This window comes from Curtobacterium sp. BRD11, assembly GCF_031844345.1.
In the GTDB taxonomy this organism is placed as follows: domain Bacteria; phylum Actinomycetota; class Actinomycetes; order Actinomycetales; family Microbacteriaceae; genus Curtobacterium.
The window spans coordinates 85,038-107,261 of sequence record NZ_JAUZUZ010000008.1 but is presented as its reverse complement, the minus strand read 5'-3'; the positions used below and the strand labels follow the sequence as shown (position 1 = coordinate 107,261).

24 protein-coding genes and 1 tRNA gene are annotated in these 22,224 nt (G+C 73.4%); 8 read left to right on the top strand and 17 right to left on the bottom strand.

Features of this window, described 5'->3' with window-relative positions:
• Positions 1–10: 10 nt before the first annotated feature.
• Entirely contained in the window at positions 11–649 is a 639-nt protein-coding gene (gene hxlA / locus Q9R28_RS15700; RefSeq protein ID WP_311206590.1) for a 3-hexulose-6-phosphate synthase, read from the bottom strand.
• A 76-nt stretch (positions 650–725) separates the two neighbouring features.
• On the bottom strand, positions 726–1,298 hold the full coding sequence (gene hxlB / locus Q9R28_RS15695; protein ID WP_311206557.1) for a 6-phospho-3-hexuloisomerase: 573 nt from the start codon (positions 1,296–1,298) through the stop codon (positions 726–728).
• Positions 1,299–1,409: 111 nt separating this feature from the next.
• Here hxlB and Q9R28_RS15690 point away from each other — a divergent pair, with 111 nt between their 5' ends.
• Positions 1,410–2,237: a LuxR C-terminal-related transcriptional regulator gene (locus tag Q9R28_RS15690; protein ID WP_066655856.1), complete on the top strand. Its 828-nt coding sequence runs from the start codon at positions 1,410–1,412 to the stop codon at positions 2,235–2,237.
• 197 nt (positions 2,238–2,434) lie between these two features.
• Complete coding sequence (locus Q9R28_RS15685) at positions 2,435–2,839, top strand: hypothetical protein (protein ID WP_311206556.1); 405 nt, start codon at positions 2,435–2,437, stop codon at positions 2,837–2,839.
• 194 nt (positions 2,840–3,033) lie between these two features.
• Here the strand turns inward: Q9R28_RS15685 and Q9R28_RS15680 are convergent, their stop codons facing one another.
• The 5 genes from Q9R28_RS15680 to Q9R28_RS15660 all read right to left on the bottom strand — a co-directional run bounded on the left by Q9R28_RS15680 (position 3,034) and on the right by Q9R28_RS15660 (position 6,445).
• Positions 3,034–3,561 (bottom strand): GNAT family N-acetyltransferase, encoded by a 528-nt coding sequence (locus tag Q9R28_RS15680; RefSeq protein WP_209685591.1) that lies wholly within the window; start codon positions 3,559–3,561, stop codon positions 3,034–3,036.
• Positions 3,562–3,564: 3 nt separating this feature from the next.
• Positions 3,565–3,649, bottom strand: a tRNA-Ser gene (locus Q9R28_RS15675).
• Positions 3,650–3,711: 62 nt separating this feature from the next.
• Entirely contained in the window at positions 3,712–4,644 is a 933-nt protein-coding gene (locus Q9R28_RS15670; protein ID WP_311206555.1) for an HAD-IIB family hydrolase, read from the bottom strand.
• Positions 4,641–5,909, bottom strand: coding sequence for a serine--tRNA ligase (serS, locus tag Q9R28_RS15665; protein WP_209685589.1), 1,269 nt, complete (start codon positions 5,907–5,909; stop codon positions 4,641–4,643). Before serS ends, Q9R28_RS15670 begins: the two co-directional genes overlap by 4 nt.
• Positions 5,910–5,983: 74 nt before the next feature.
• Positions 5,984–6,445 carry a MarR family transcriptional regulator gene (locus Q9R28_RS15660; protein ID WP_311206554.1) on the bottom strand — a complete coding sequence of 154 codons (462 nt, stop codon included), beginning with the start codon at positions 6,443–6,445 and terminating at the stop codon, positions 5,984–5,986.
• Positions 6,446–6,505: 60 nt separating this feature from the next.
• On the opposite strand from Q9R28_RS15660, the gene Q9R28_RS15655 reads away from it, so the two are divergent.
• Both Q9R28_RS15655 and Q9R28_RS15650 read left to right on the top strand, forming a co-directional pair.
• Positions 6,506–6,871, top strand: a complete 366-nt coding sequence (locus Q9R28_RS15655) for a VOC family protein (RefSeq protein ID WP_311206553.1) — start codon at positions 6,506–6,508, stop codon at positions 6,869–6,871.
• Positions 6,872–7,052: 181 nt separating this feature from the next.
• Positions 7,053–8,135 (top strand): diacylglycerol kinase family protein, encoded by a 1,083-nt coding sequence (locus tag Q9R28_RS15650; protein ID WP_311206552.1) that lies wholly within the window; start codon positions 7,053–7,055, stop codon positions 8,133–8,135.
• A 188-nt stretch (positions 8,136–8,323) separates the two neighbouring features.
• Here Q9R28_RS15650 and pheA read toward each other — a convergent pair whose 3' ends face one another.
• From pheA to Q9R28_RS15630, 4 genes are all read right to left on the bottom strand, one after another.
• Entirely contained in the window at positions 8,324–9,304 is a 981-nt protein-coding gene (gene pheA, locus Q9R28_RS15645) for a prephenate dehydratase (protein WP_311206551.1), read from the bottom strand.
• Positions 9,305–9,418: 114 nt separating this feature from the next.
• Complete coding sequence (locus Q9R28_RS15640; RefSeq protein WP_307810456.1) at positions 9,419–10,444, bottom strand: bifunctional helix-turn-helix transcriptional regulator/GNAT family N-acetyltransferase; 1,026 nt, start codon at positions 10,442–10,444, stop codon at positions 9,419–9,421.
• 9 nt (positions 10,445–10,453) lie between these two features.
• Positions 10,454–10,909, bottom strand: coding sequence for a hypothetical protein (locus Q9R28_RS15635; RefSeq protein ID WP_251154483.1), 456 nt, complete (start codon positions 10,907–10,909; stop codon positions 10,454–10,456).
• On the bottom strand, positions 10,906–12,372 hold the full coding sequence (locus Q9R28_RS15630) for a molybdopterin-dependent oxidoreductase (RefSeq protein ID WP_311206550.1): 1,467 nt from the start codon (positions 12,370–12,372) through the stop codon (positions 10,906–10,908). Before Q9R28_RS15630 ends, Q9R28_RS15635 begins: the two co-directional genes overlap by 4 nt.
• Before the next feature lie 21 nt (positions 12,373–12,393).
• Here Q9R28_RS15630 and Q9R28_RS15625 point away from each other — a divergent pair, with 21 nt between their 5' ends.
• From Q9R28_RS15625 to Q9R28_RS15615, 3 genes are read left to right on the top strand one after another with little or no spacing between them, the layout of a single operon-like run.
• On the top strand, positions 12,394–13,851 hold the full coding sequence (locus Q9R28_RS15625) for a glycosyltransferase family 87 protein (RefSeq protein ID WP_209685583.1): 1,458 nt from the start codon (positions 12,394–12,396) through the stop codon (positions 13,849–13,851).
• Between the two features lie 10 nt (positions 13,852–13,861).
• A complete protein-coding gene (gene moaA / locus Q9R28_RS15620) occupies positions 13,862–14,941 on the top strand; it encodes a GTP 3',8-cyclase MoaA (RefSeq protein WP_311206549.1) in 1,080 nt (359 codons plus the stop codon).
• Between the two features lie 12 nt (positions 14,942–14,953).
• Complete coding sequence (locus Q9R28_RS15615; RefSeq protein ID WP_245172441.1) at positions 14,954–15,184, top strand: MoaD/ThiS family protein; 231 nt, start codon at positions 14,954–14,956, stop codon at positions 15,182–15,184.
• A gap of 7 nt (positions 15,185–15,191) precedes the next feature.
• Here the strand turns inward: Q9R28_RS15615 and Q9R28_RS15610 are convergent, their stop codons facing one another.
• From Q9R28_RS15610 to Q9R28_RS15590, 5 genes are read right to left on the bottom strand one after another with little or no spacing between them, the layout of a single operon-like run.
• Positions 15,192–16,214 carry an ABC transporter ATP-binding protein gene (locus Q9R28_RS15610; protein WP_311206548.1) on the bottom strand — a complete coding sequence of 341 codons (1,023 nt, stop codon included), beginning with the start codon at positions 16,212–16,214 and terminating at the stop codon, positions 15,192–15,194.
• Entirely contained in the window at positions 16,211–17,020 is an 810-nt protein-coding gene (locus Q9R28_RS15605; protein WP_251160391.1) for an ABC transporter permease, read from the bottom strand. Before Q9R28_RS15605 ends, Q9R28_RS15610 begins: the two co-directional genes overlap by 4 nt.
• A gap of 32 nt (positions 17,021–17,052) precedes the next feature.
• Positions 17,053–17,886, bottom strand: coding sequence for a molybdate ABC transporter substrate-binding protein (modA, locus tag Q9R28_RS15600; protein ID WP_311206547.1), 834 nt, complete (start codon positions 17,884–17,886; stop codon positions 17,053–17,055).
• A 25-nt stretch (positions 17,887–17,911) separates the two neighbouring features.
• Positions 17,912–19,045 carry a HesA/MoeB/ThiF family protein gene (locus Q9R28_RS15595; RefSeq protein WP_311206546.1) on the bottom strand — a complete coding sequence of 378 codons (1,134 nt, stop codon included), beginning with the start codon at positions 19,043–19,045 and terminating at the stop codon, positions 17,912–17,914.
• Positions 19,042–19,455, bottom strand: coding sequence for a molybdopterin-binding protein (locus Q9R28_RS15590; RefSeq protein ID WP_066655894.1), 414 nt, complete (start codon positions 19,453–19,455; stop codon positions 19,042–19,044). Before Q9R28_RS15590 ends, Q9R28_RS15595 begins: the two co-directional genes overlap by 4 nt.
• A gap of 90 nt (positions 19,456–19,545) precedes the next feature.
• Between Q9R28_RS15590 and Q9R28_RS15585 the strand changes: the two genes are divergently transcribed.
• On the top strand, positions 19,546–21,204 hold the full coding sequence (locus Q9R28_RS15585; RefSeq protein ID WP_311206545.1) for a glycosyltransferase family 39 protein: 1,659 nt from the start codon (positions 19,546–19,548) through the stop codon (positions 21,202–21,204).
• A 52-nt stretch (positions 21,205–21,256) separates the two neighbouring features.
• Here the strand turns inward: Q9R28_RS15585 and Q9R28_RS15580 are convergent, their stop codons facing one another.
• Positions 21,257–22,189, bottom strand: a complete 933-nt coding sequence (locus Q9R28_RS15580; RefSeq protein ID WP_066655898.1) for a 4-(cytidine 5'-diphospho)-2-C-methyl-D-erythritol kinase — start codon at positions 22,187–22,189, stop codon at positions 21,257–21,259.
• Positions 22,190–22,224: the final 35 nt, after the last annotated feature.

Here is a 22,224-nt window from a genome sequence, read left to right as displayed (position 1 = left end):
GTGGTCCGGATCAGGCGGAGGCGGGCTCCGAGATCGCGTCGCGGAGCGCGGACGCGGCGGCGGCCACGTCGTCGGCGCTGTAGATCGCGCTGCCGGCGACCGCGATGCGGGCGCCCGAGGCCTGCACGGCCTCGATCGTGTCGGTGGTGATGCCGCCGGCGACCGAGAACGGGACGCCCGAGGCCTCGCCGTCGCGCAGCAGCGTCTCGAAGGTGAAGCCCTCCTCGGCCTGCTCGTCGAGGCCGGCGTGCATCTCGACGAACTCGGCACCGAGCGCGACGACCTCCTTCGCGCGGGCGGCCTTGTCGGGCACGCCGATCAGGTCGACGACGATGCCCTTGCCGTGCGCCTTCGCGGCCTTCACGGCACCGGCGATGGTGGAGTCACCCGCGACGCCGAGCACGGTGACGAGGTCGGCACCGGCCGTGAAGGCGATGTCGGCCTCGAGCTCGCCGGCGTCCATCGTCTTGAGGTCGGCGAAGACGACCTTGTCCGGGTGCGCCTCCTTGATCGCGGTGATCGCGGAGAGGCCGGCGCTCTTGATCAGCGGCGTGCCGAGCTCGATGACGTCGACGTACAGCGCGGCCTTGCCGGCGAGGTCGAGGGCGGCCTCGGTGGTCAGGGTGTCCATGGCGAACTGGAGCTGCATGGTGGTGTCCTTCCGGTGGTGGTTCGTGGGGGTCTCGGTGGCGCGCTCGGGCCGCATGGGCGGCGTCACGGTCGCTTCACTCGAGGTTCGCGTGCCGCGGCCACAGGTCGTCGGCGGAGTGCCCGCTGCGCTGCCAGAGCGCGTGGAACAGGGCGTCCCCGAGGAGCGCGACGCCCTGCTCGAACAGGCCGCCCGCGTACTGCGCCGAGGCCGTGCCGGAGCGGTCCGTCTTCGTGGCGGCGGGCAGGACGAGCGTGGTGTCGGCGACCTCGGACAGCGGGGAGTCGTCCGTCGTGCTGACGGCGAGCACCTGCGCCCCGACTTCGGTCGCGGTCCGGGCTGCCTGCACGATGCCGCCGGTGGTGCCCGAGCCGCTCGCGACGAGCAGCAGGTCGCCCCGCCGGATCGCGGGCGTCGTGACCTCGCCGACGACGTGCACGTCGAGCCCGAGGTGCATGAGGCGCATGGCGGTCATCCGGAGCGCGAGTCCGGACCGTCCGGCGCCGTGCACGAAGACACGCTCGGCGTCGGCGAGCAGGTCGAGGGCACGCGCGAACGGTGCCTGGTCGGCGCGGCCGACGGTCGCGATCAGCTCCTGGAGCTCGTCGCCGATCACTCCGAGGGCGTCGGCGGTCGTCGTGGTGGCCATGACTCCGATGCTCCTCGCGCGGGGTCGATCGCGCCGCTGCCCGGGCAGGCGGTCCACCCACCCGATCGGGTGGGACCGTCCGTCCGGGTGGGACGAGTACGTTCGGTCCTCGTGGAGACGGAACCGGACGCACCAGCCAGCCGGATCGCGGCGTCGGAGCACGCCCGGACGGTGGCGGAGCAGGCCGACCGTCACGCGTTGACCCTCGAGTCGGTGCTCGCCGCCCTGCGCGCGAACCGCCTGTCCGACGCCGCCGCCCGTGCCGAGGCCGTCGAGATCGCCTCGGCCGCACTCGTCGAGCTCCGGACCGTGACCGACCGGCAGCGGAGCACCCTGCTCGAACCCGTCACCGGGGCGTTCTCACGGCTGCGGGCCGACCTCCGCCCGCTGGTCCGGTTCGGTGACCTCGACGTGCAGTTCGTCGAGCCGCCGACGACCGGCAGGGCCCTGCCCGGGGACGTCGCGCACAGCGCACGAGCGATCGTCCGCACGGCCGTGCTCGCCCTGGTCGACGGCGGGGTCGCCCGACGCGTCCGGATCCAGTGGGACTGCGACGGGCGCAACCTGCTCATGCAACTCCGGGACGACGGTGCCGGCACCCTCGACACGCACGACGATGCCGTCCGCCCGATCGCCGAGCGGGTCGTCGCCCTCGACGGCACGATGCACGTCGACTCCACGCCGGGCTGGGGCTCGACCCTGGACATCTCGCTCCCCCTCGACCCGGCGCCGGGCGCGGCCGACCTGCCGGAGGACACCGACCTGACCGAGCGGGAGCGCGACGTGCTGCGGCTCGTGGTGACCGGCGTCGGGAACCGGGAGATCGCCGAGGGGCTCGGGATCAGTCCGAACACGGTCAAGTACCACGTGGCGAACCTGCTCCGGAAGCACGGTGCCCGCACCCGCGCGGAGCTCGCCGCGCTCGGCGCCCGCCCCTGAGCGGCGGGCGTGGGGCGCCTCCGTGTCGGCGGGATCGTGGTTCGACGGCGGGATCGTGGTTCGACGTACGCGCGCACAACCGGGAGCACGTCGCGCCACGTCGTTCCACGGCGCGACGTGCTCCCCGTTGTGCAGCGTGCGGCGTGCAGCGTGCAGCGTGCGGCGTGCAGCGCGAGGCGGCGCGCTAGGCTGCCCCGATGACAGCGGGGGCGACGGTCGGCACGGACGAACGGTCGGGGTGGACGCGACCGGGCTGGGTCGCGCTCTACTGGGCGACCGTGGGGCTCGGCGTCCTCGGCGGGGCCTGCTCGTGGCTGTGGCTGTTCCTGGCATCGGAGGAGGCCACCCGCGGCGCGACCCCCGACCGATCGGGAGCGAACCCCGGCATCCCCCTCGGACTCGTCGGACTCGTCGTCGGCCACGTGGTGGGGTTCCTCCTGCTGCTGATGGCCGCGCACCTCGCTCGCCACGGCGGGGCGTCGGCGGCGCGGTTCGCGGTCCTCGGGCTCGTGATCGGCTCCGGGGTCGGGCTCGCGTGCTCGCTCGCACTCACCGGCGGTGCGCTCGTCGTGCCGTGGCCGGACGCCCCGTACACCCCCTGACGATCGCGCACTGGCTCGACGTCGGGGTCGTGGTTCGACACGCCCGCGCACAACGGGGAGCACGTCGCGCCACGTCGTTCCACGGCGCGAGGTGCTCCGCGTTGTGCAGCGGGCAGCGAGCAGCGAGCAGCGAGCACCGGGCACCGGGCACCGGGCACCGGGCACCGCGCGCGTACGGCTCGGACGTCCGCGCGTCAGGCGTCCGGCGCGAGCACCTGGAACATGACGTGGTCGCGCCACTCGCCGGCGATCCGGATGTACTTCGGCGCGAACCCGTACCGCTCGAAGCCGTTCCGCTCGAGCGCCCGCTGCGAGCCGGTGTTCTCCGGGAGGGTCTCTGCCTGGACCCGGTGCAGCCCGAGCTCCCGGAACGCGTGGTCCACCGCGAGCCCGACCGCACGGGTCGCGTGCCCCTGCCGCGTTCGGTCGGCACGGACCCAGTACCCGAGCGCACACGACTGCAGGGCGCCCCGGGTCACACCGCTCAGGGTGATCCGTCCGAGCAACTCGTCGTCATCTCCCACGATCACGAAGGGCACCGAGCCGTTCTGCGCGGCGGCGAGCAGGACACCGATGGTCGCGCGCTGCCCGGCCTCGGTGAAGTAGCTGTCCGGCCGCGTCGGCTCGAACGGTCGCAGGTGATCGGCGCTCGCGCGGACGATCGCGGCGAGCTCGGCTGCATCGGACAGCTCGATCAGTCGGAGGCGGGTCCCGGTGCTCATGTGCGGAGGGTGTGGGATTCGAACCCACGAGACATTGCTGCCCACCTGTTTTCAAGACAGGCTCCATCGGCCGCTCGGACAACCCTCCGTGACGCGACCACGTGGCGAGACGTGATCGCGTCCCGGGCAGTCTAGCGAACCTGCCGTCCGTCAGCGCGGCAGCGCGTCGAGTGCCGCGGCCAGCCCGTCGTCGGTGACCCCGCCGGTCAGCTCGTTGCCCGCGTCGACGACGTCGTCCGGGGCCTGCCCCATGACGACACCGCGGCCCGAGGTCGACGCCCAGCGCAGCATGTCGATGTCGTTCCGCCCGTCACCCGCCGCCATGACGCGGGAGCGTGGGATGTCGAGCCACTCGCGGACGCGCTCCATCGCGGTGGCCTTCGTCACGCCCTCGGGAGCGATGTCGAGCCACGACGTCCAGCCGACCGAGTACGACACCTTCTGCAGCCCCATGCGCTCGACGACCTGCAGGAAGTCCTCGGTGTCGTGTCCCGGCGAGATGACGACGACGCGGGTGGCCTCGGTCCCGAGCAACTGCTCGAACGGCACGTGCTCGCCGGCGACGGTCATCGTGTCGTCGGGGAAGTTGCCGGAGAGCAGGAAGTGGCCGGTCTCGTCCTCGACGCCGAACGCCGCGTTCGCGAGCGCACCGTGGATGACCTGCAGGACCTCGGTCGGGTCGAACCGCTCGACGTGGACCCGGCGGTAGGACCCGTCGTCCTGACGGGCGAGGGTCAGCGCACCGTTGGCGCACACGACGTACTTCGACCGGAGCCCCAGGCGTTCGAGCAGCGGGATCGTCATGCCCTCGCTGCGTCCGGTGGAGAGCATGACCTCGTGCCCGGCGGCCTCGGCGTCGCGGACGGCGTCGATCACCGTGTCCGTGATGACACCGTCCTCGCGCATCGTCGTGCCGTCCACGTCGAGCGCGACGAGCCAGCGCTTCGTCCGCGGAGACGTGGCAGCACCACCGGCAGCACCACCGACAGCGCCGCCGGCAGCGACCGAGCCCGAGCCGGACGCACCGGCGCCGGAGCCGCCGCCCTGCGCCGACCCGTCGACGAACCGCTCGTGCGCGCTCATCGGGGCTCGATGACCTCGACGCCGCCCAGGTACGGCCGCAGCACCTCGGGCACGACCACCGACCCGTCGGCCTGCTGGTGGGTCTCGAGGATCGCGACGATCCAGCGGGTGGTCGCGAGCGTGCCGTTCAGCGTGGCGACCGGCGCCGTCTTCCCGGTCGACGTCCGGTACCGGGTGTCGAGGCGACGGGCCTGGAACGTCGTGCAGTTCGAGGTCGACGTGAGCTCGCGGAAGGTGCCCTGCGTCGGGACCCACGCCTCGATGTCGTACTTGCGTGCGGCGCTCGTGCCGAGGTCACCGCCGGCGACGTCGATCACGCGGTAGTGCAGGCCGAGGTCCTGCATCATCGACTCCTGCATCGCGACCAGGCGCTGGTGCTCCGCCTCGGCCTGCTCCGGGAGCACGTACGAGAACATCTCGAGCTTGTTGAACTGGTGCACGCGGAGGATGCCGCGGTTGTCCTTGCCCGCCGACCCGGCCTCGCGCCGGTAGCAGGTCGACCAGCCGGCGTAGCGGATCGGGTCGCCCGACTCCGGGAACGACAGGATCTCGTCGGCGTGGAACCCGGCGAGGGCGACCTCGCTCGTGCCGGTCAGGTAGAGGTCGTCGGCCTCGAGCCGGTAGACCTCGGCCGCGTGCTCGCCGAGGAACCCGGTGCCCGCCATCGTCTCCGGACGCACGAGCGTCGGCGTGATGAGCGGCTCGAAGCCGTGCTCCACGGCGCGGTCGAGCCCGAGGTGCATGAGGGCGATCTCGAGCCGGGCGCCCAGGCCGCGGAGGAAGTAGAAGCGCGATCCGGAGACCTTCACGCCGCGCGGGATGTCGATGATGCCGAGGTGCTCGCCGAGGTCGGCGTGGTCCTTCGGCTCGAAGGCGAACTCGGGCTTCGTGCCGACGGTGCGCAGCGTGACGAAGTCGTCCTCGCCGCCCTTCGGCACGTCCGGCAGCACGACGTTCGGGATCGTACGGACCACCCGGTCGAAGGTCTCCTCGGCTGCGGTGACCTCGGCCTGGGCCTCCTTCACGCGTGCGGCGAGCGCCTGCGCCTGCTGCACGAGCGCGGGCTTCTCGTCCTTCGGGGCCTTCGCGACGGTCTTGCCGAACGCGTTCTGCTCGGCGCGCAGCGCCTCGAACGACGTGATCGCAGCGCGGCGGGCGGTGTCGGCGGACACCGCGTCGTCGACGACGGAGACGGAGGCGCCGCGCGCCTCCTGCGAGGCCTTGATGAGGTCAGGGTTGTCGCGCAGGAGCTGCAGATCGATCACCGGATCATCCTAGAGGGAGCGTGTGACCGCCGGACGGGAGGCCCGTGGCGGCCCCGCCACAGGCCTCCCGTCCGTCAGTTGGTCACGGCACCCGACGGGACGTCACGCAGGGCGGCGACCATCCCGCGCAGCAGGCGGAAGGCCGCTGCGCGGCCCGCCTCGTCGAGGTCCCGGGTCATCCGGAGCTCGACCTGCCGGACCGCCGCACTCGCCGCCTCGCGCTGTCGCCGTCCGGCTGCGGTGAGCGTGGTGGGGAGCACCTTGCCCGTGGTCGGGGTGGCCGGCCGGGTGACGATGCCGTCGCGCTCGAGCTGCTGCAGGAGCGTGTTCATCGACTGCCGGGTGACGAAGGTGCCGCGCGCGAGGTCGGAGTTCGACATGCCGGGGCGCTGGGCGAGCAGTTCGAGGCACGAGTAGTGCGTGACCGTCATGCCGAGGGGACGGAGGGCGTCCTCCATGGCGGCACGCAGGGCACTGGCGGCCTCCTTCAGGACGTAGCCGACCGAGCTGTCGAGGTCGATCCGCGCTTGACGCATGTCAGGAGTCTGACACATACTGCTCGTGTCAGGCATCTGACACAGACGAAGGAGCACACCATGCCCGCCACCGGGATCGACTTCACCTCGCTGCAGGTCCGCGACCTCGACGCCTCGCAGGCGTTCTACGAGCGGTACCTCGGACTCGTCCGCTCCCCCGCCGGCCCGCCGCACGCCGTGGTCTTCCAGACCGAGCCGATCGCGTTCGCGCTCCGCGACCTCGTGCCCGGGACAGAGCTGTCCGCCGGGCAGCCCGCGCTCGGCGTCGCACTGTGGTTCCACGCGACCGACGTCCAGGCGATCCACGACGCGCTCGTCGCCGACGGGCACACGATCGTGACCCCGCCGTTCGACGGCCCGTTCGGTCGGACGTTCACCTTCGCGGACCCGGACGGCTACCCGGTCACGCTGCACGACCGGCGCTGAGCCGGACGGGCGGGTCGCCGACGCGGGCGGGTCGCCGACGCGGGCGGTCGCGCCGACCCGGACGGGCCGGTCGGCGACGCGCGCGGTCGTGCGCCGGTACGGCCGGTCGGGTCGCCGACCCGGGCGGTCGCGCGCCGACCCGGCCGGTCGCTCGCAGGCGTCCGTCGGTAACGTCGGCAGCATGTCGACACCATCGGAGACCGCGCCCGCGGGCCAGGACGCCCTCCCCACCGAGCAGAAGACGGCCGCGGTCGTCTACAACCCGGTGAAGGTGGACCTCGAGACCCTGCAGCGCACCGTCGCGGAGCACGAGCAGGAAGCCGGCTGGGCCGAGACCCTCTGGTTCGAGACCTCGGAGGAGGACCCGGGCGGCGGCATGGCGAAGGCCGCGCTCGACGCCGGAGCCGACGTCGTCGCAGCGGCCGGCGGTGACGGTACCGTCCGTGCCGTGGCCGAGATCGTGCACGGGTCCGACGCCGTGCTCGCCCTGCTGCCGAGCGGCACCGGCAACCTGCTCGCCCGGAACATCCCGGCGCCGATCGACGACCTCGGTGCGAGCGTCCGGACGATCTTCCGCGGCGAGGACCGCCCGATCGACTTCGGTGAGCTCGAGGTCGAGCGCGAGGGCGGTGAGCGCGAGCAGTTCGGCTTCGTCGTCATGGCCGGGCTCGGGCTCGACGCCCGGATGCTCGCCAACACGAACGACGACCTGAAGAAGAAGGTCGGCTGGCTCGCCTACGTCGACTCGCTCTTCCGGTCGCTCCGCGACGCCGACGCCTTCGAGTTCCGGTACCGGCTCGACGGCGAGGGCAACCAGTCCGTGCGCGCGCACTCGCTCATCGTCGGGAACTGCGGGATGCTGCAGGCCGGCGCGACGCTCCTGCCGGACGCCGAGATCGACGACGGTGTGTTCGACATCGTCGTGATGCGGCCCCGCGGGTTCTTCGGGTGGGTCCGGATCGGCGCCCGGGTGTTCTGGGAGAACGCGATCCTGCGCTCGTTCCGCCACTCGAAGATCGGGCAGACCCAGGTCGGCAAGCGCATCGCCACGGCGGCCCGCGACGAACGACCGCTGCGCTACATCCGCGGTCAGGAGTTCGTGGCGCGGCTCGAGCGTCCGGACGAGTTCGAGATCGACGGCGACCCGGTCGGCGAGGTCGTGGCGTTCAAGGCGCGCATCGACACCGGTGGGCTGCGGGTGCGCGTCGCCGGACCGCAGGACCAGACCCGCAACACGCGCCGGGTCGAGAACGCCCACAGCTGACGCGGGCCCCCTTCCGGCGGGAGTGCGCCTGCTGGGACGGAGAGCGGCCCGCACAACCGGAGGCACGTCGAACCACCGAAGAGCGTGGTGCGATGTGCCTCCGGTTGTTCGGCGGCACGTCGCGCCACTGCCGGACCAGCCGCTCCGCCGGGTCTCCGCCAGGCTCGGGCTCGGGCTCGGGCTCGGGCTCAGCCGGCCTCGGGCTCGGGCTCGGGCTCGACGTCGGGCTCGCCGGAGACGATCGCGCGGAGCCAGTCCCGCGCCTCGACGAACGCCTCGTCCGAGTAGCGCGCGGAGACCTCCGGGCGGAAGCCGTCGGCGCGCGGGTACGACCCGAGGAACGTCACGCGGGGGCTGAACCGGCGCAGGCCGAGCAGGGCGTCGGCCACCCGCTCGTCGTGCACGTGGCCGTCGAGGTCGATCACGAACCGGTAGCGCCCGAGCTCGTCGCCGATCGGCCGCGAGGACAGCAGCCCCATGTTGATGCCCCGCGTCGCGAACTGCTCGAGCATGTCGACCAGGGCGCCGGGGTGCTCGCTCGGCAGCTCGACGATGACGCTCGTCTTGTCCGCTCCCGTGCGCTCCGGGATCGCGAGCGTGCGTGACACGAGCACGAAGCGGGTGACCGCCGAGGCGTTGTCGCCGATGGACGACGCGAGCACCGCCAGGTCGTGGTGGTCGGTGATCCCCGGCGGGGCCACGGCGGCGTCGGCGACGGGGTGCTCGTCGAGCAGCGCGGTCGCGGCGGCGACGTTCGACGACGCCGGGATGTGACCGTGGCCGCGCAGGTTGGTCTCGAGCCAGCGGTGCGTCTGCGCGTACGCGACCGGGTGCGCGTTCACGGTCCGCACGTCCGACAGGGCGGTGCCGTGCCGGGCCACGAGCACGAAGTCGACGGGCACGAGGTACTCGCCCACGATCCGCACGCCGGGGATCCGCGCCAGGGCGTCCTGCGTGGCGCTGACGCCGCCGTCGATGCTGTTCTCGATCGCGATCACCGCTCCGACCGACCGTCCCGTCACGACGTCGTCGAGCGCCTCGCCGACGTTGTTCACGCTGCGCCAGGGCTTGCCGGCGGCGGCCTCGACGAGCTTGAGTGCCGCCTCGGTGAACGTGCCGGCGGGTCCGAGGTAGGAGTACGTGTCGGACGGCGTGGCACGGTCGGTCATGCGCCAGATCCTACTGGTGTACCAGTCACCCGCGACGCGAGCAGACCGACCAGACCGACCGAACCGACCAGGCCGACCGAACCGACCAGGCCGACCAGGGCGCCGGCCCGGACGTCAGGACCGGACGAGCATCGTGTCCGAGTCCCCGTTCCGCCCGACCGTCCGGAACCCGGCCCGCTCGTACGCGATCCGCGCCCCGGTGTTGCCGTCCTCGACGCTCAGGCTGACACCCGGCCAGCCCGCGGCCCGGCCGGCGTCGAGCAACCGCGCGAGCAGCGCCGTGCCGATCCCCCGACCCCGCCCGCGCGCCTCGACGGCCATCGTGAGTTCCGGGACGTCCTCGGCCACGAACCCGTACCCGGGGTCGTCCGCCGGCAGGAACCGCGCCCACGCCACCCCGACCGGTCCCTCGCCGTCCACCGCCACGACGCCGTGGTCGCGGGCGGGGTCGAAACCGACGAAGTAGTGCGCGAACTCGGGGCGGTCGAGGTCGGCGTCCACGAAGGACGGGGCCTTCCAGTTCATCGCCGCGAGCGTCGCGTGCCGGAGCAGCCCGGTGTCGTCCGCAGTCGCGTCCCGGAAGAGCACGCCCGCCGGTGCCGCAGGCGACGCACCCGTCAGACGCTCCTCGCACAGCACCTCGCCGTCGGACCGCGGGTAGGTCAGCGCCGCGAACCGTCCCTCGGGGTCGAGCCGCCCGAGCAGCGCCCGCGTGATGCCGTCGAGCTGCCGGACCTGCTCGTCGCTCAGCGCGTCGATGACGAAGCGTCGGGCGGTCCGGACGTGGTCGGGCGCCGCCGCGACGATGGCCGCGAACCCGTCGTCGGTCAGTCGGACGTCGGTGGCTCGGCGGTCGTCGACCGAGGGGCACCGGGTGACGAGCCCGCGCTTCTCGAGCCGCGACACCACGTGCGACAGGCGCGGCAGGGACGCGTTCGTCGCCGCGGCGAGCGCCGACATCCGGAGCGTGCGCGACTCGGTCTCCGACAGCATCGCGACGACCATGTAGTCGAAGTGGGTCAGATCGGCGTCCCGCTGGAGCTGCTGGTCGAGCGCGGCCGGGAGGAGTTCCATGACGGCGACCAGCTTCATCCACGCGCGGAGCTGGTCGCGCGTGAGCCAGGGCGTCTCGTCCGTCATGCACTCATGCTAGCCATTGGTTGTCGATGCAACCAGTGGTCGTGGGGATCGTCGTGCACGGACGACGCCGACCACGAGTGCGACCACCACGACCGCGAGCAGCAGCCCCTCGACGACGAGCAACCGCGCGGTGTAGTCGAACGGCAGCACGGTCGGGTTCTTCTGTCCGTGCTGCTTCGCGGCGATCTCCGGGAGCACCACCAGGGCGAGCACGCTCCCGAGCACCACCGCGGTCTGCACGACGACGAGCACCCCGGCGCCGAGCGTCCTGCCGGTCCGACGGAGCAGGAGTCCCGCTCCGACCACGAACGGCGACAGCACGACGTCGTGCAGCACGACCGCGCCGAGCAGCCACGTCGCCAGGCCCCAGATGCGGTTCGGTCGGACGGTCGTGACGAGCACGTACGCACCGAACGCCATCACGAGCACGCCCACGACGACGAGCACGATCCTCGCGGCCCTCATCGGATCACCTCGATCTTCCCGATCCACTTCGTCTGCAGCACGCCGGGTCGTCCCGGCGCGATGACCCGGGCGGGGAACCCGTGGTCCAGGTCGAGCGTCTTCCCGTTCACCTCGAGCGCGAGGAGCGTCGTCGGGTCGGACGCGTACTCCGGGCCCATCTCGGTGACCCGGTACCCGCCGCTCTTCTCGAGGCTCGTGATCCGCAGCGCCGACGCCGGGTCGGCCTGCACGGAGGCGAGCAGGTCCCGCATCCGGACACCCCGCCACGACGCCACCTGGCTCCACCCCTCGACGCACGAGATCGGCAGGTCCGCGGTGGCGGTGCCGAGCGCGACGAGCTCGGCACGCGAGAACGTCCGTGTGACGTCCGGACCGACCACGGTCAGCGTCCAGTCCGCCGCGGTCGCCGTCGCCAGGACCCCGGCGGCGCGAGCGGTGCGGTTGACCGGCAGGTCGTCCGGTCCGATGTACCGCTGACGGGCACCGAACACGTTGAGCGGTTCGAGCAGCCGGTTCGACTGTCCCGCGGTGAGCGCGACGACGCCGACGGTCGCCGCCGTCACTCCCGCCACGAACCCGCGGCGTGCGATCCGCTGACGGGGTCCGGGGAGCGCGTCGTCGTGCTCCGGCCGGGAGGCGCGACCCGCCTCCGCCCCGCCGGCGCCGTCCCCGAGACTCGGCTCCGCGGACGTGTTCGCGGTCCCGAGACCGCGAACCTGTCCGCCAGGGCGAGTCTCGGCAGCGCCCGCCGGCGCAGCCGGCGCAGCCGGCGCAGCCGCGCCGTCCACCCACCGCAGCAGGCGGCCGGTCAGGCCACGGGGGTACGCGCCGGCCGTCTGCTCGGCCGCGGGGCGTCCACCCACGGCGGGGCGGGCCTCCCGGCCGTCCGGCAGCAGCTCGCTGCCCACCGTCGGGTCCGCGACGAACCGACCCTCGGCGTCGTAGGCGTCCCGCGCCCGCCAGTAGCGCACGATCACGGGCAGCTTCGACGCTATGTGCACGACGAGCGAACCGATGATCAGGTACGACATGGCGTAGTGGACCTGGCGGAACGGGAACGGCCACGGGTACCACTGGTACGTGTTCAGCAGGCCGGTGCCGACCTGCACGATCGACGCCGACACGAGCACCGCGATCGACAGCCGCTCGAGCAGGTGCAGGACCCCGCGCACCGGCGGGACCTGGGCCAGCGCGGGCATGACGACGTTCAGCTTGGCGAGCAGCAGCGGGATGATCGCGATGCCCGCGGTGATGTGCAGGCCCTGCGTGAACTGGTAGAGCTGCGTCGGCCGGGTCGGGAAGCGCATCCACGGCAGGGGGTCCTGCAGCAGGTGGCTGTAGACGCCGGTCCCGAAGCAGACGACGAACGCGATGCCGAGCAGGCGACCCCAGACGACGGCCGAGCGGGCGTTGCGGTTCGGGGACGCCATGGTCGCGCGTGCATCCAGCAGGACCCGGCGCACGATCGGTAGCCTCGGGGAACCATGAGCAGACGACCGCGCGCCGCCTCCGTCCCGACGACCGCGGTCGTGTCGACCGTCCTGTCCGTCGTCGGCGTGCTGGCGCTGGCGGGTGTCATCGCCTTCGGCATCACGCATCTGGGGTTCCTCCGTGCCGGTCATCGTGCACCATTCGTTGCCTGGACGCTCATCGCTTGGGCGGTCTTCGCGGGAGCAGTGGTCGCCGTGCGGTTCGTGCCCCGCGAGTGGACGACCCGGATCGTCCTCGGTGGGGCGGTCGTGGTCGGCATCGCGGCGCTCGTCGGCCCGCCGAACACCAGTACCGACTCTGCCCGGTACGCCTGGGACGGCATCGTGCAACACGCCGGCATTTCACCGTACGCCCACACGCCGCAGTCGAACGCGCTGGCCGACCTGCGCCCGGACTGGCTGTTCCCGGACAAGATCGACGGCACCTGCAAGCCGCTCGAGCCGCGGATGCGCGGGCTCGGCGACGGAGCCGACGGGCACTGCGTCGCCATCAACCGGCCGGACGTGACCACGATCTACCCGCCGATGGCGCAGCTGTGGTTCGCCGGTGTGCGCGCCTTCGTGCCCGCGACCGCGCAGTACATGCCGTTCCAGGTCGCGGGACTCCTCGTCTCCCTCGGCGTCACGATCGGTCTGGTCGCGGTGCTCCGTCGCGTCGGCCGCCCGACCTGGTGGGCCGCGCTGTGGGCCTGGTCGCCGCTCGTCGCGTCCGAGGCGGTCACGAACTCGCACGTCGACGTCGTCGGTGCCGCCCTCGCCACGGCGGGCGTCGTGCTCGTCGCCTTCGGTCGGCCGATCTGGGGCGGGATCGCCCTCGGTGCGGCGACGGCCACCAAGCTCATCCCGGCGATCGTCTACCCGCCCCTGCTCGGCCGGTGGCGGTACTGGTGGGCGGTCCCCGTCGGCATCGCCACGTTCGCGCTGCTCTACGTGCCCTACGTGCTCACGACCGGCGTGAAGGTCCTCGGGTACCTGCCCGGCTACCTGTCCGAGGAGGGCTACGAGGACGGCTCCCGGTTCGCCCTGGTCTCGTCCGTGATCGAGGGCGATGCGGCGACGATCGTCGTCGGGCTCGTGGTGCTCCTGGCCGCCGTGGTGTCCTGGCGCCTCGCGGACCCCGCACGGCCGTGGTCCGCCGAGGTGTTCATGATCGGTGTGACCTTCCTCGCCGTGACCCCGCGGTACCCCTGGTACGCGCTGCTCCTCATCCCCTTCGTGGTCCTCTCGGGTCGGTGGGAGTGGATGGCCCTGAACCTCGCGATCGCCCTGCGCGGGGTCTGGCCCTCGGCGCCCGCGTTCCGGTGGTGGCTCCTCGCCGCGGTGCTCGTGATCGTGGTCGTCACGCTCGTCCGCACCCGGCGCGAGGACTGGGTGCGCTGGGGACGACGACTCGACCCCCGTGGGTGGCGGTCCGTGGACCCCCGCACCCGCGACCGCATCGACGCGGGGTAGCATCACGGGGATGACGGCGCGGATCCTGCCCTCGACCGGCCTGCTGCGCCGGGTGCGCAGCGAGTCGCCGGCCATCCCTCCTCGACCCGTCGACGACCCCGGGCTCGTCGACCGGTTCGCCCGGCGCGCCGTCGACCTGCGGGTCTCGCTCACCGAGCGCTGCAACCTCCGATGCACGTACTGCATGCCGGCGGAGGGGCTGCCCGTGATCCCGTCGGACGCACTCATGACGGCGGCGGAGATCGACCGTCTGGTCGGCCTCGCCGCCGGCACCCTCGGCGTGCGCAAGGTCCGCTTCACCGGTGGTGAGCCGCTCCTGCGCGCCGACCTCGTCGACATCGTCCGTCGGTGCTCGGCCCACGACGTCGAACTGTCGATCACCACGAACGCGATCGGCCTGGCGAACCGCGCACAGGCCCTGGCGGACGCCGGACTGCGCCGCGTCAACGTCTCGCTCGACACCGTCGACCCGGACGTCTTCGCCGAGGTCACCCGGCGCCCGTTCCTCGACCGCGTGCTCGAGGGCATCGCCGCCGCGGCGGACGCGGGTCTCGGGGTCAAGGTCAACGCGGTGCTGCTCCGCGGGGTGAACGACCACCTCGCCGTCGACCTGCTCGCCTGGTGCCTCGAGCGCGGGCACGAGCTGCGCTTCATCGAGCAGATGCCGCTCGACCCGGGGCACGCCTGGGACGGCGCCACCATGGTCACGGCGGAGGAGACCCGCGCCCTGCTCGGCGAGCACTACCGGCTCGAGCCCGACGAGGCGCCGCGTGACGGCGCCCCCGCCGAGCGGTACCGCGTGTCGACGCTCGACGGCGAACCGCTCGGCACCGTCGGTGTGATCGCGAGCATCACCGAGTCGTTCTGCGCCGACTGCACCCGCACGCGCCTGACCGCCGAGGGACACGTGCGCTCCTGCCTGTTCTCGGACGACGAGGTCGACCTGCTCGGCCCCCTGCGCGCCGGCGCCGACGACGACGTCCTGCTCGACACCTGGCGACGCGCGATGTGGGGGAAGCCGCGGGACCACGGCGACGACGCGGACGGGATCGTGCACCCGTCCCGCGGCATGAGTGCGATCGGAGGCTGACCGGTGACGACGATGCGGTTCTTCGCCGCGGCCCGCGCGGCCGTCGGCCAGGACGAGACCACGGTGGCCGCGACGACGCTCGATGCGGCACTGCGAGGTGTCACGGCGGCAGATCCGGACCGGTGGACGGCGTTGCAGGAGCGGTGCTCGTACCTCGTCGACGGGGTCACGACGCGCGACCGCTCGACGTCGCTCGACGGCGTCGCGACCGTCGACGTGATGCCCCCGTTCGCCGGCGGCTAGGCCACCGTCACGCGGGCGCGGCGACGCTGACCTCGTCCGGGTCGACAGCGACCCGCACGGCCACGCCCGGCTCCAGACCGAGGGCCGCGGCCGACGCGACGGTCACGTCGGCCACCAGGTCACCCGCGTGCACCCGCACCAGCCCGTCACGCGGCTCCACCGCGGTCACCGTCCGTGCCAGCCCCGGCCCGTCACGGCGCACGCGCGCCGCGGTCGGGTGCAGGGCCGCGACCGCGGGTCGGCCGGGAGGCACGGTGTGCGTCGCGGACGCCAGCTCACCGCCGCCGTCGAGCGCGATCCCGGTCGGCGTGGCCGTCCCGGGGACGAGCACCAGTCCGGAGAAGGACGCCGAGAACGGCGTGCGCGGTTGCCGGAGGACGGCCTCGGTGCGCCCCTCCTCGACGACGCGGCCGTCCTGCAGCACGACGACGCGGTCGGCGAGCGTGACGGCCTCGAGCGGGTCGTGCGTGACGAGGAGGGTCGGGCGGCCGCGCAGGGCGGCGCGCAGCGCCGCGCGGACCTCGGTGCGGGCGTCGACGTCGAGCGCCGTGGTCGGCTCGTCGAGCAGCAGCAGCGCGGGCTCCGTCGCGAGGGCACGGGCGACCGCGACACGCTGCGCCTGCCCGCCGGACAGCGTGGTCGGTGACCGGTCGGCGAGTGCGGACGCACCGACGGCGGCGAGGGCCGTGGCGGCGCGGTGCCGTGCCTCCCGGCGGCCGGCCCCGGTGGCACGCGGGCCGAAGGCGACGTTGCCGGCGACCGTGCGGTGGGCGAAGAGGTCCGGGCGTTGTGCGACCAGGCCGACCCGGCGGCGGTGCGTCGGCACGGACGTCAGGTCGCGGCCCGCGAGCACGACACTGCCGTCGCGCGTGCGGAGGAGGCCGGCGAGGGCCTCGACGACGGTCGACTTGCCGGCGCCGTTCGGCCCGACCAGCGCGACGCACTCGTCGGGGCCGATCGTCAGGCGCACGTCGACGTCCCGCTCGGGTACGAGCACGTGCGCGACGAGCCCCGCTCCACCGCCCGTCACGTCGTCACCGGGCGGGTGCGCACCGTCGTCGTCCCGATCACGACGAGGGCGACCACGACGAGGACGAGCGCGAGCGCGACGGCGGTGTCCGGGTCGATCTCGCGCTGCAGGTAGACCTCGAGCGGGAGCGTCCGGGTGACCCCCTGCAGGCTGCCGGCGAAGGTGAGGGTGGCGCCGAACTCGCCGAGCGCCCGCGCCCCGCAGAGCACCAGGCCGGAGGTGATGCCCGGGAGCACGCGCGGCGTCGTGACGGTGAGGAACGTCCGGGTCGGTCCGGCGCCGAGCGTGGCGGCGACCCGTTCGGCGCGACCGCCGCCGGTGCGGAGCGAGCCCTCGATCGACGACACCAGGAACGGCATCGACACGAAGACCTGCGCCGTCACGACCGCCGTCGTGGTGAAGGCGATCCGGAGCCCGTGCTCGTCGAGGAACGCGCCGAGCACGCCGAGCCGCCCGAAGGCCGCGAGCAGGGCGAGACCGCCGACCACGGGCGGGAGCACGAGCGGCAGGAGGACGAGCGCACGGAGGACCCCGACCCAGCGGGAGGTCGAGCGGGCGAACAGCACCGCCAGCGGGTAGCCGAGGACGAACGCGACCCCGGTGGCGGCGGCCGCGGTGCCGAGGCTCAGCCCGAGCGCGGTGGTCGACGCGGGTGCCGTGACCAGGGCGACGAACGACGACCAGTCGACGCGACCGACCATCGCGGCCACGGGCACGACGACGAACAGGCCGCCGAGGACCGCGGGGACCGGGAGCCACCACGGCACGGGGGTCCGCTGGTGGCGCTGGGGCGGCCTGCTCGTCATCGTTCTGGTCGTCCGGTGCATCGCGGTCGTCGTCAGGGTGCGCCGAAGCCGGCGTCCGTGAGCACCTTGCGTCCGGCGTCGGAGCGGACGAACGCGGCGAACGACGCGGCGGTCTCCGGGTTCGCGGACTCCTTGAGGACACCGATCGGGTACGTGTTCACGGCCTCCGACGACTCCGCGAACTTGACGCCCTCGACCTTCCCCCCGGAGCCCTCGACGTCGGTGACGTAGACGAGCCCGGCGTCGGCCTGCCCGGACTCGACCTTGCCGAGGACGTCGGTGACCGACTGCTCCTCGCTCACCGGTCGGAGCTCGACGCCCGCGGCCCGCTCGACCTCCGCCGTCGCCGCACCGCACGGCACGGGGGCGGCGCAGGTGACGACCTGCAGGTCGGACGCGGTGAGGTCGCGGAGGTCCGCGACGCGCTCGGGGTTCCCGGGCGCGACGGCGATCTCGAGGGTGTTCGTCGCGAAGTCGCGGGGCCACCCCGTCGCCAGGTCGGTCGTCGCGAGCTTCGCCATGGTCGCCTCGTCGGCGGAGGCGAACACGTCGGCGGGGGCGCCGTTGCGGATCTGCGAGACGAGGTCGCTCGAACCGGCGAACGAGAACGTGACCGTGGTCCCCGGGTGCCGCCGCTCGTACTGCTCCCCGAGCTCCGTGAAGGTGCGCTGGAGCGAGGCGGCCGCGAAGACCGTGATCGACCCGGTCGGGCCCGTGCTGCCCGTGGCGGTGCCGCTCGCCGAGGTGCCCGTCGCCCTGCTCCCCGTCGCGCCGCCGGAGGCGGGCCGGGCCGTGCACGCGGCAAGGCTCGTCCCGACGACGACCACGAGCGCGATCGCAACAGAGGTTCGCAGGAGCGTCTTCACGGGGCGATCCTAGCCGCACCTGCGGTCAGGAGGTGATCGGGTGGCCCTCCTGACCCCATGCGGTGATCCCGCCGTCGAGGACCGTGACGGACGACGCCCCCGCCGAACGGTCCGCGATGGCCCGTCGTGCCCAGGCGGTGGCACGCTTCCCGGACGCACACACGACGACCAGTTCGTCGACCGCCCCGGAGCCGCCGAGGTCGTCCGGGGTCCGCGAGCCCGGGATCACCCCGGTCGCGCGCTCCGCCTCGGTCCGGACGTCGACGAGGACGATCCGGTCGCCGGCGACGTCGTCCGCACCGTCGTCACCGAGTCGTCGTGCCAGCTCGGCGGGGGCGATCCGCGGCGGCTCCGCGACCGCCGACGGCGCGGGACGGACCGATCCCGGGCCGCGACGCAGGACGCTCTCGGTCCAGCGCCACCGACGGGCGTCCACCGTGAGCACCCGGCCGAGCAGCGGCTCGCCGAGCCCGGCGACCAGGGCGGTGACCTGCGCCGCCATCACCGCGCCCACCGCGCCGCACAGGGCGGGCAGCACGCCGTCCGCGGCGCAGGAGCCCTCGTCCGGCAGCGCCTCGGGGTGGAGGTCGTGGAAGTCGACCGGGTCGGCGGCGGCGTCGTGGAAGACGGAGACCTGTCCGTCGTAGCCGAGCGCGGTGCCCCAGACGAAGGGCACGCCCGCCGCGGCGCACGCGTCGGAGACGGCACGGGTGACCTCGACGCTGTCCGCCGCGTCGACCACCACGTCGTGGTCGACGACGTGCTCGGGGCGGAAGCGCTCGGTCAGGGCGACGACCTCGACGACGGCGTCGACGCCGCGCACCCGGTCGGCTGCGCACGCCGCCTTCGAGCGCCCCACGTCGGCGGCAGCGAACAGCGTCTGTCGCGCCAGGTTCGACGTGTCCACCGTGTCGTGGTCGACGATCGTGATCCGGCCGAGCCCGGAGCCGGCCAGGTACGTCAGGACGGGTGCGCCGAGCCCGCCCGCTCCGACGACGAGGACCCGGGCGCCGGCGAGCGCGTCGAGCGCCGCCTGCCCGGCACCGTCGAGCGCGGCCGTGCGCGAGGTGCTCCGCCGCCGGGCGGCGAGCGCTGCGGGGTCGGGCGTGGCTGGGTCGGACACGGCGGGGTCGGGCGTGGCGGGGTCGGGCGTGGTCACCGTGCGCGCTCCGGCTGCTCCGGCACCTCGACGGTGACCATCGTGGCCTTGACGGACGCGACCGCGACGGAACCGACCTCGAGCCCGAGGTCGCGGACGGCCTCGGCGGTCATCAGGGACACCACGCGGTTCGGGCCGGCCTGCAGCTCCACCTGGGCGACAACCCCCTCGACGACCAGGTCGGTGACGATGCCGACGAAGCGGTTCCGCGCCGAGCTGCGGACACCGGACGGGTCGTCGAGCCCGGCGTCACGACCGCGGACGTACGCGGCGAGGTCCCGCCCCTCGACCACCGTGCGGCCGGACGGGTCCTCGGAACGGGGCAGCGTGCCGGCGTCGACCAGGCGCCGGACGGTGTCGTCGCTGACGCCCAGGTACCGCGCGGCGTCTCGGATGCGGAGTGTCGTCATGGTGTCCGTGACCCTACGGCATGGCGAACTCTCACGGAGGGGACAGCGGTACGGGGCACGCGCCCAGCCGTGCGCGCTACCGTCGCGGGCGTGACTGCACCACAGACCGGCACCATCCACGTCCCCGCCTCCGCCGGGGTCGCGCCGGTCCGTACCCGCCTGCGGTCCGCGTCCACGGCCCTGCGTGTCGCAGCAGTCCGGACCCCCGAACTCACCGTGGGTGCGCTCGGCGTCGTCACGGGCGCGCTCTTCGCCTGGGTCCCCTCGCTCTGGTACGACGAGGCCGCGACGGTCTCCAGCGCCACGCGCAGCTGGCCGCAGCTCTGGGCCGAACTCCACAACGTGGACGCCGTGCACGGCCTGTACTACGCACTCATCCACGCCTGGTTCTGGCTCGTGGGGTACACGCCGTTCACCCTCCGCTTCCCGAGCGCACTCGCCATCGGCGTCACCGCCGGGCTCGTCGTCGCACTCGGACGCCGCCTGGGTGGTCGTCGGCTCGGCATCGTCGCCGGGCTCGTGTTCCTCGCGATCCCCCGCGTGCAGTGGGCCGGGTCCGAGGGCCGCCCCTACGCGACCGTCACGACCCTGGCCGTCGCACTGTCGCTCGTCGGCATCACGGCCGTCCGACGCACCCGGTCCGGGGCGACGCGGGCGTCGAGCATCCGCTGGTGGGTCGCCTACGGGCTGCTCGCGCTCCTGGCCGTCTGCTTCAACGTGTACCTCGCGCTCGCCGTGGTCGCTCACGCGGCAGCCCTGGCCTGGACGTGGCTGGCCGAGCGCCGGTCGCGCACGTGGACCCGGCGGCCGGACGCCGGTGACCCGCTCGTGGGCCGTGTCGTCCTCGTCCGCTGGGTCGTCGCCGCCGCAGCCGCCGCGCTCCTCGCGTCGCCGCTCGTGCTCGAGGTCACGGAGCAGTCCAAGCAGGTCGCGTGGATCTCCGGCATCACGCAGCGCACGCCGCGCCAGGTGTTCGCCACCTCGTGGTTCGGCGGGATCGACTCGTACGCCGCGGTCGCGTGGACGCTCCTCGTCATCGGTGTCGTCGTGTCCCTGGTCGCCGCACACCGCCGCGTCCCCACCGTCCGCGCGCTCCTCCGGGCACAGGCGGTCCGGATCGCCCTGCCGCTGGCGCTGCTGCCGACCGGGGCACTCCTCGCCGCGACGGCACTCGGCAAGCACCTCTACTCCCCCAAGTACGCGTCGCTGAGCATGCCGTTCGTCGCGCTCCTCATCGCGCTCGCGATCACCGCCCTGCGGCGGAAGGCCCTGATCGCCGCGCTGCTCGCGCTCTTCCTCGTCATCAGCGTCCCGAGCGCGATCGACGTCAAGACGCCCCGGTCGAAGCAGGAGTCGACCTGGGCGAACGCCGCGTCGATCATCGCCGCCGAGCGTGGGGCGAACACCGGTGCCAACGAGGGCGTGGTCTTCGGCAGCGTCTACGGGCACCCGACGTCCACCGCGGAGATCATCCGCGTCTCGTACCCCTGGGCGTTCACCGGGATGACCGACCTGGGCATCCGGAAGAACGGCGCCGAGACGGGCGTGCTCTGGAACGAGAACGGCGACCTGGCGTCGACGATCCCGGCACGCCTCGGTGACATCGACACCGTGTGGTTCGTCGGCGGCACCCCGAAGGCCCGCAACATCCAGCCGGAGACGACCGAGGTGCTCGCCGAGCACGGCTTCCACGTCGAGCAGAAGTGGCGGACCGGTCGGGTCGTCATCACGGAGTTCGTCCGCGACTGAGCCCCGACGGCACCGTAGGTCCGGTGGTCAGTCGGCACCGCGGGTCCGGTGGTCAGTGCACGACGCGGGCACCGTGCACCGGGCCGGTCGCCCGGAGCGCGACGAGCCCGGAGGCGCTGAGCTCGACCTGCACCTCGAGCGCAGCATCGCGGTCGGCGACCAGGAACGCGACCGTCGGGCCGCTCCCCGAGACGATGCCCGCGAGCGCGCCGGCCTTCTCACCCACCTCGATCGTCGCCGCGAGCCCCGGCTGCAGCCGCATCGCGGGTGCCTGCAGGTCGTTGTGCAGGCAGTCCGCGAGCAGGTCCGCGTCGCCGGCACGGAGCGCCTGGAGCACGTTCGCCTCGACGACGGGGGTCGTGGGAGCCGGGCGGATGTCGGCCCGGTAGCGCTCCCGGTGCTCGTCGAGCGCCCGGTAGACAGCAGGGGTGGAGAGACCGTCCTCGCTGAGCGCGAGGACCCAGTGGAACTCCCCCTTGGCGAGCGCCGGGCTCAGCTCGTCGCCGCGACCCGTCCCCACGGCGGTGCCGCCGGCGAAGGCGAACGGGACGTCCGCGCCGAGTCGGGCCGCGAGCCGCAGCAGCTCGTCCCGCCCGAGGGCGGTGCCCCAGAGGGTGTCGCACGCGAGCAGGGTCGCCGCGGCGTCGGCCGATCCCCCGCCCATCCCGCCGGCGACGGGGACCTGCTTGTCGATGGTGAGCCGGACGCCGCCCCGGTGCCCGGCGGCCTCGGCCACGAGACGCGCGGCGCGGATCGCCAGGTTCGAGTCGTCGGTCGGGACCGCACTGGTGTCGATCGGTCCCGTGAAGCGCACGGAGAAGTCGTCGGCCGCTTCCGCGGTGACGTCCTCGTACAGCGACACCGCCTGGTACGCGGTCGCCACGTCGTGGTAGCCGTCGTCCTGCAGCGCGCCGACGGACAGGAACACGTTGATCTTGCCGGGAGCGCGCACCCGCACGCGGGTCGGTGCGGCCAGCGAGGTCATGCGTCCAACCTATCCTCCCCGCGCCGGGCCGCGGA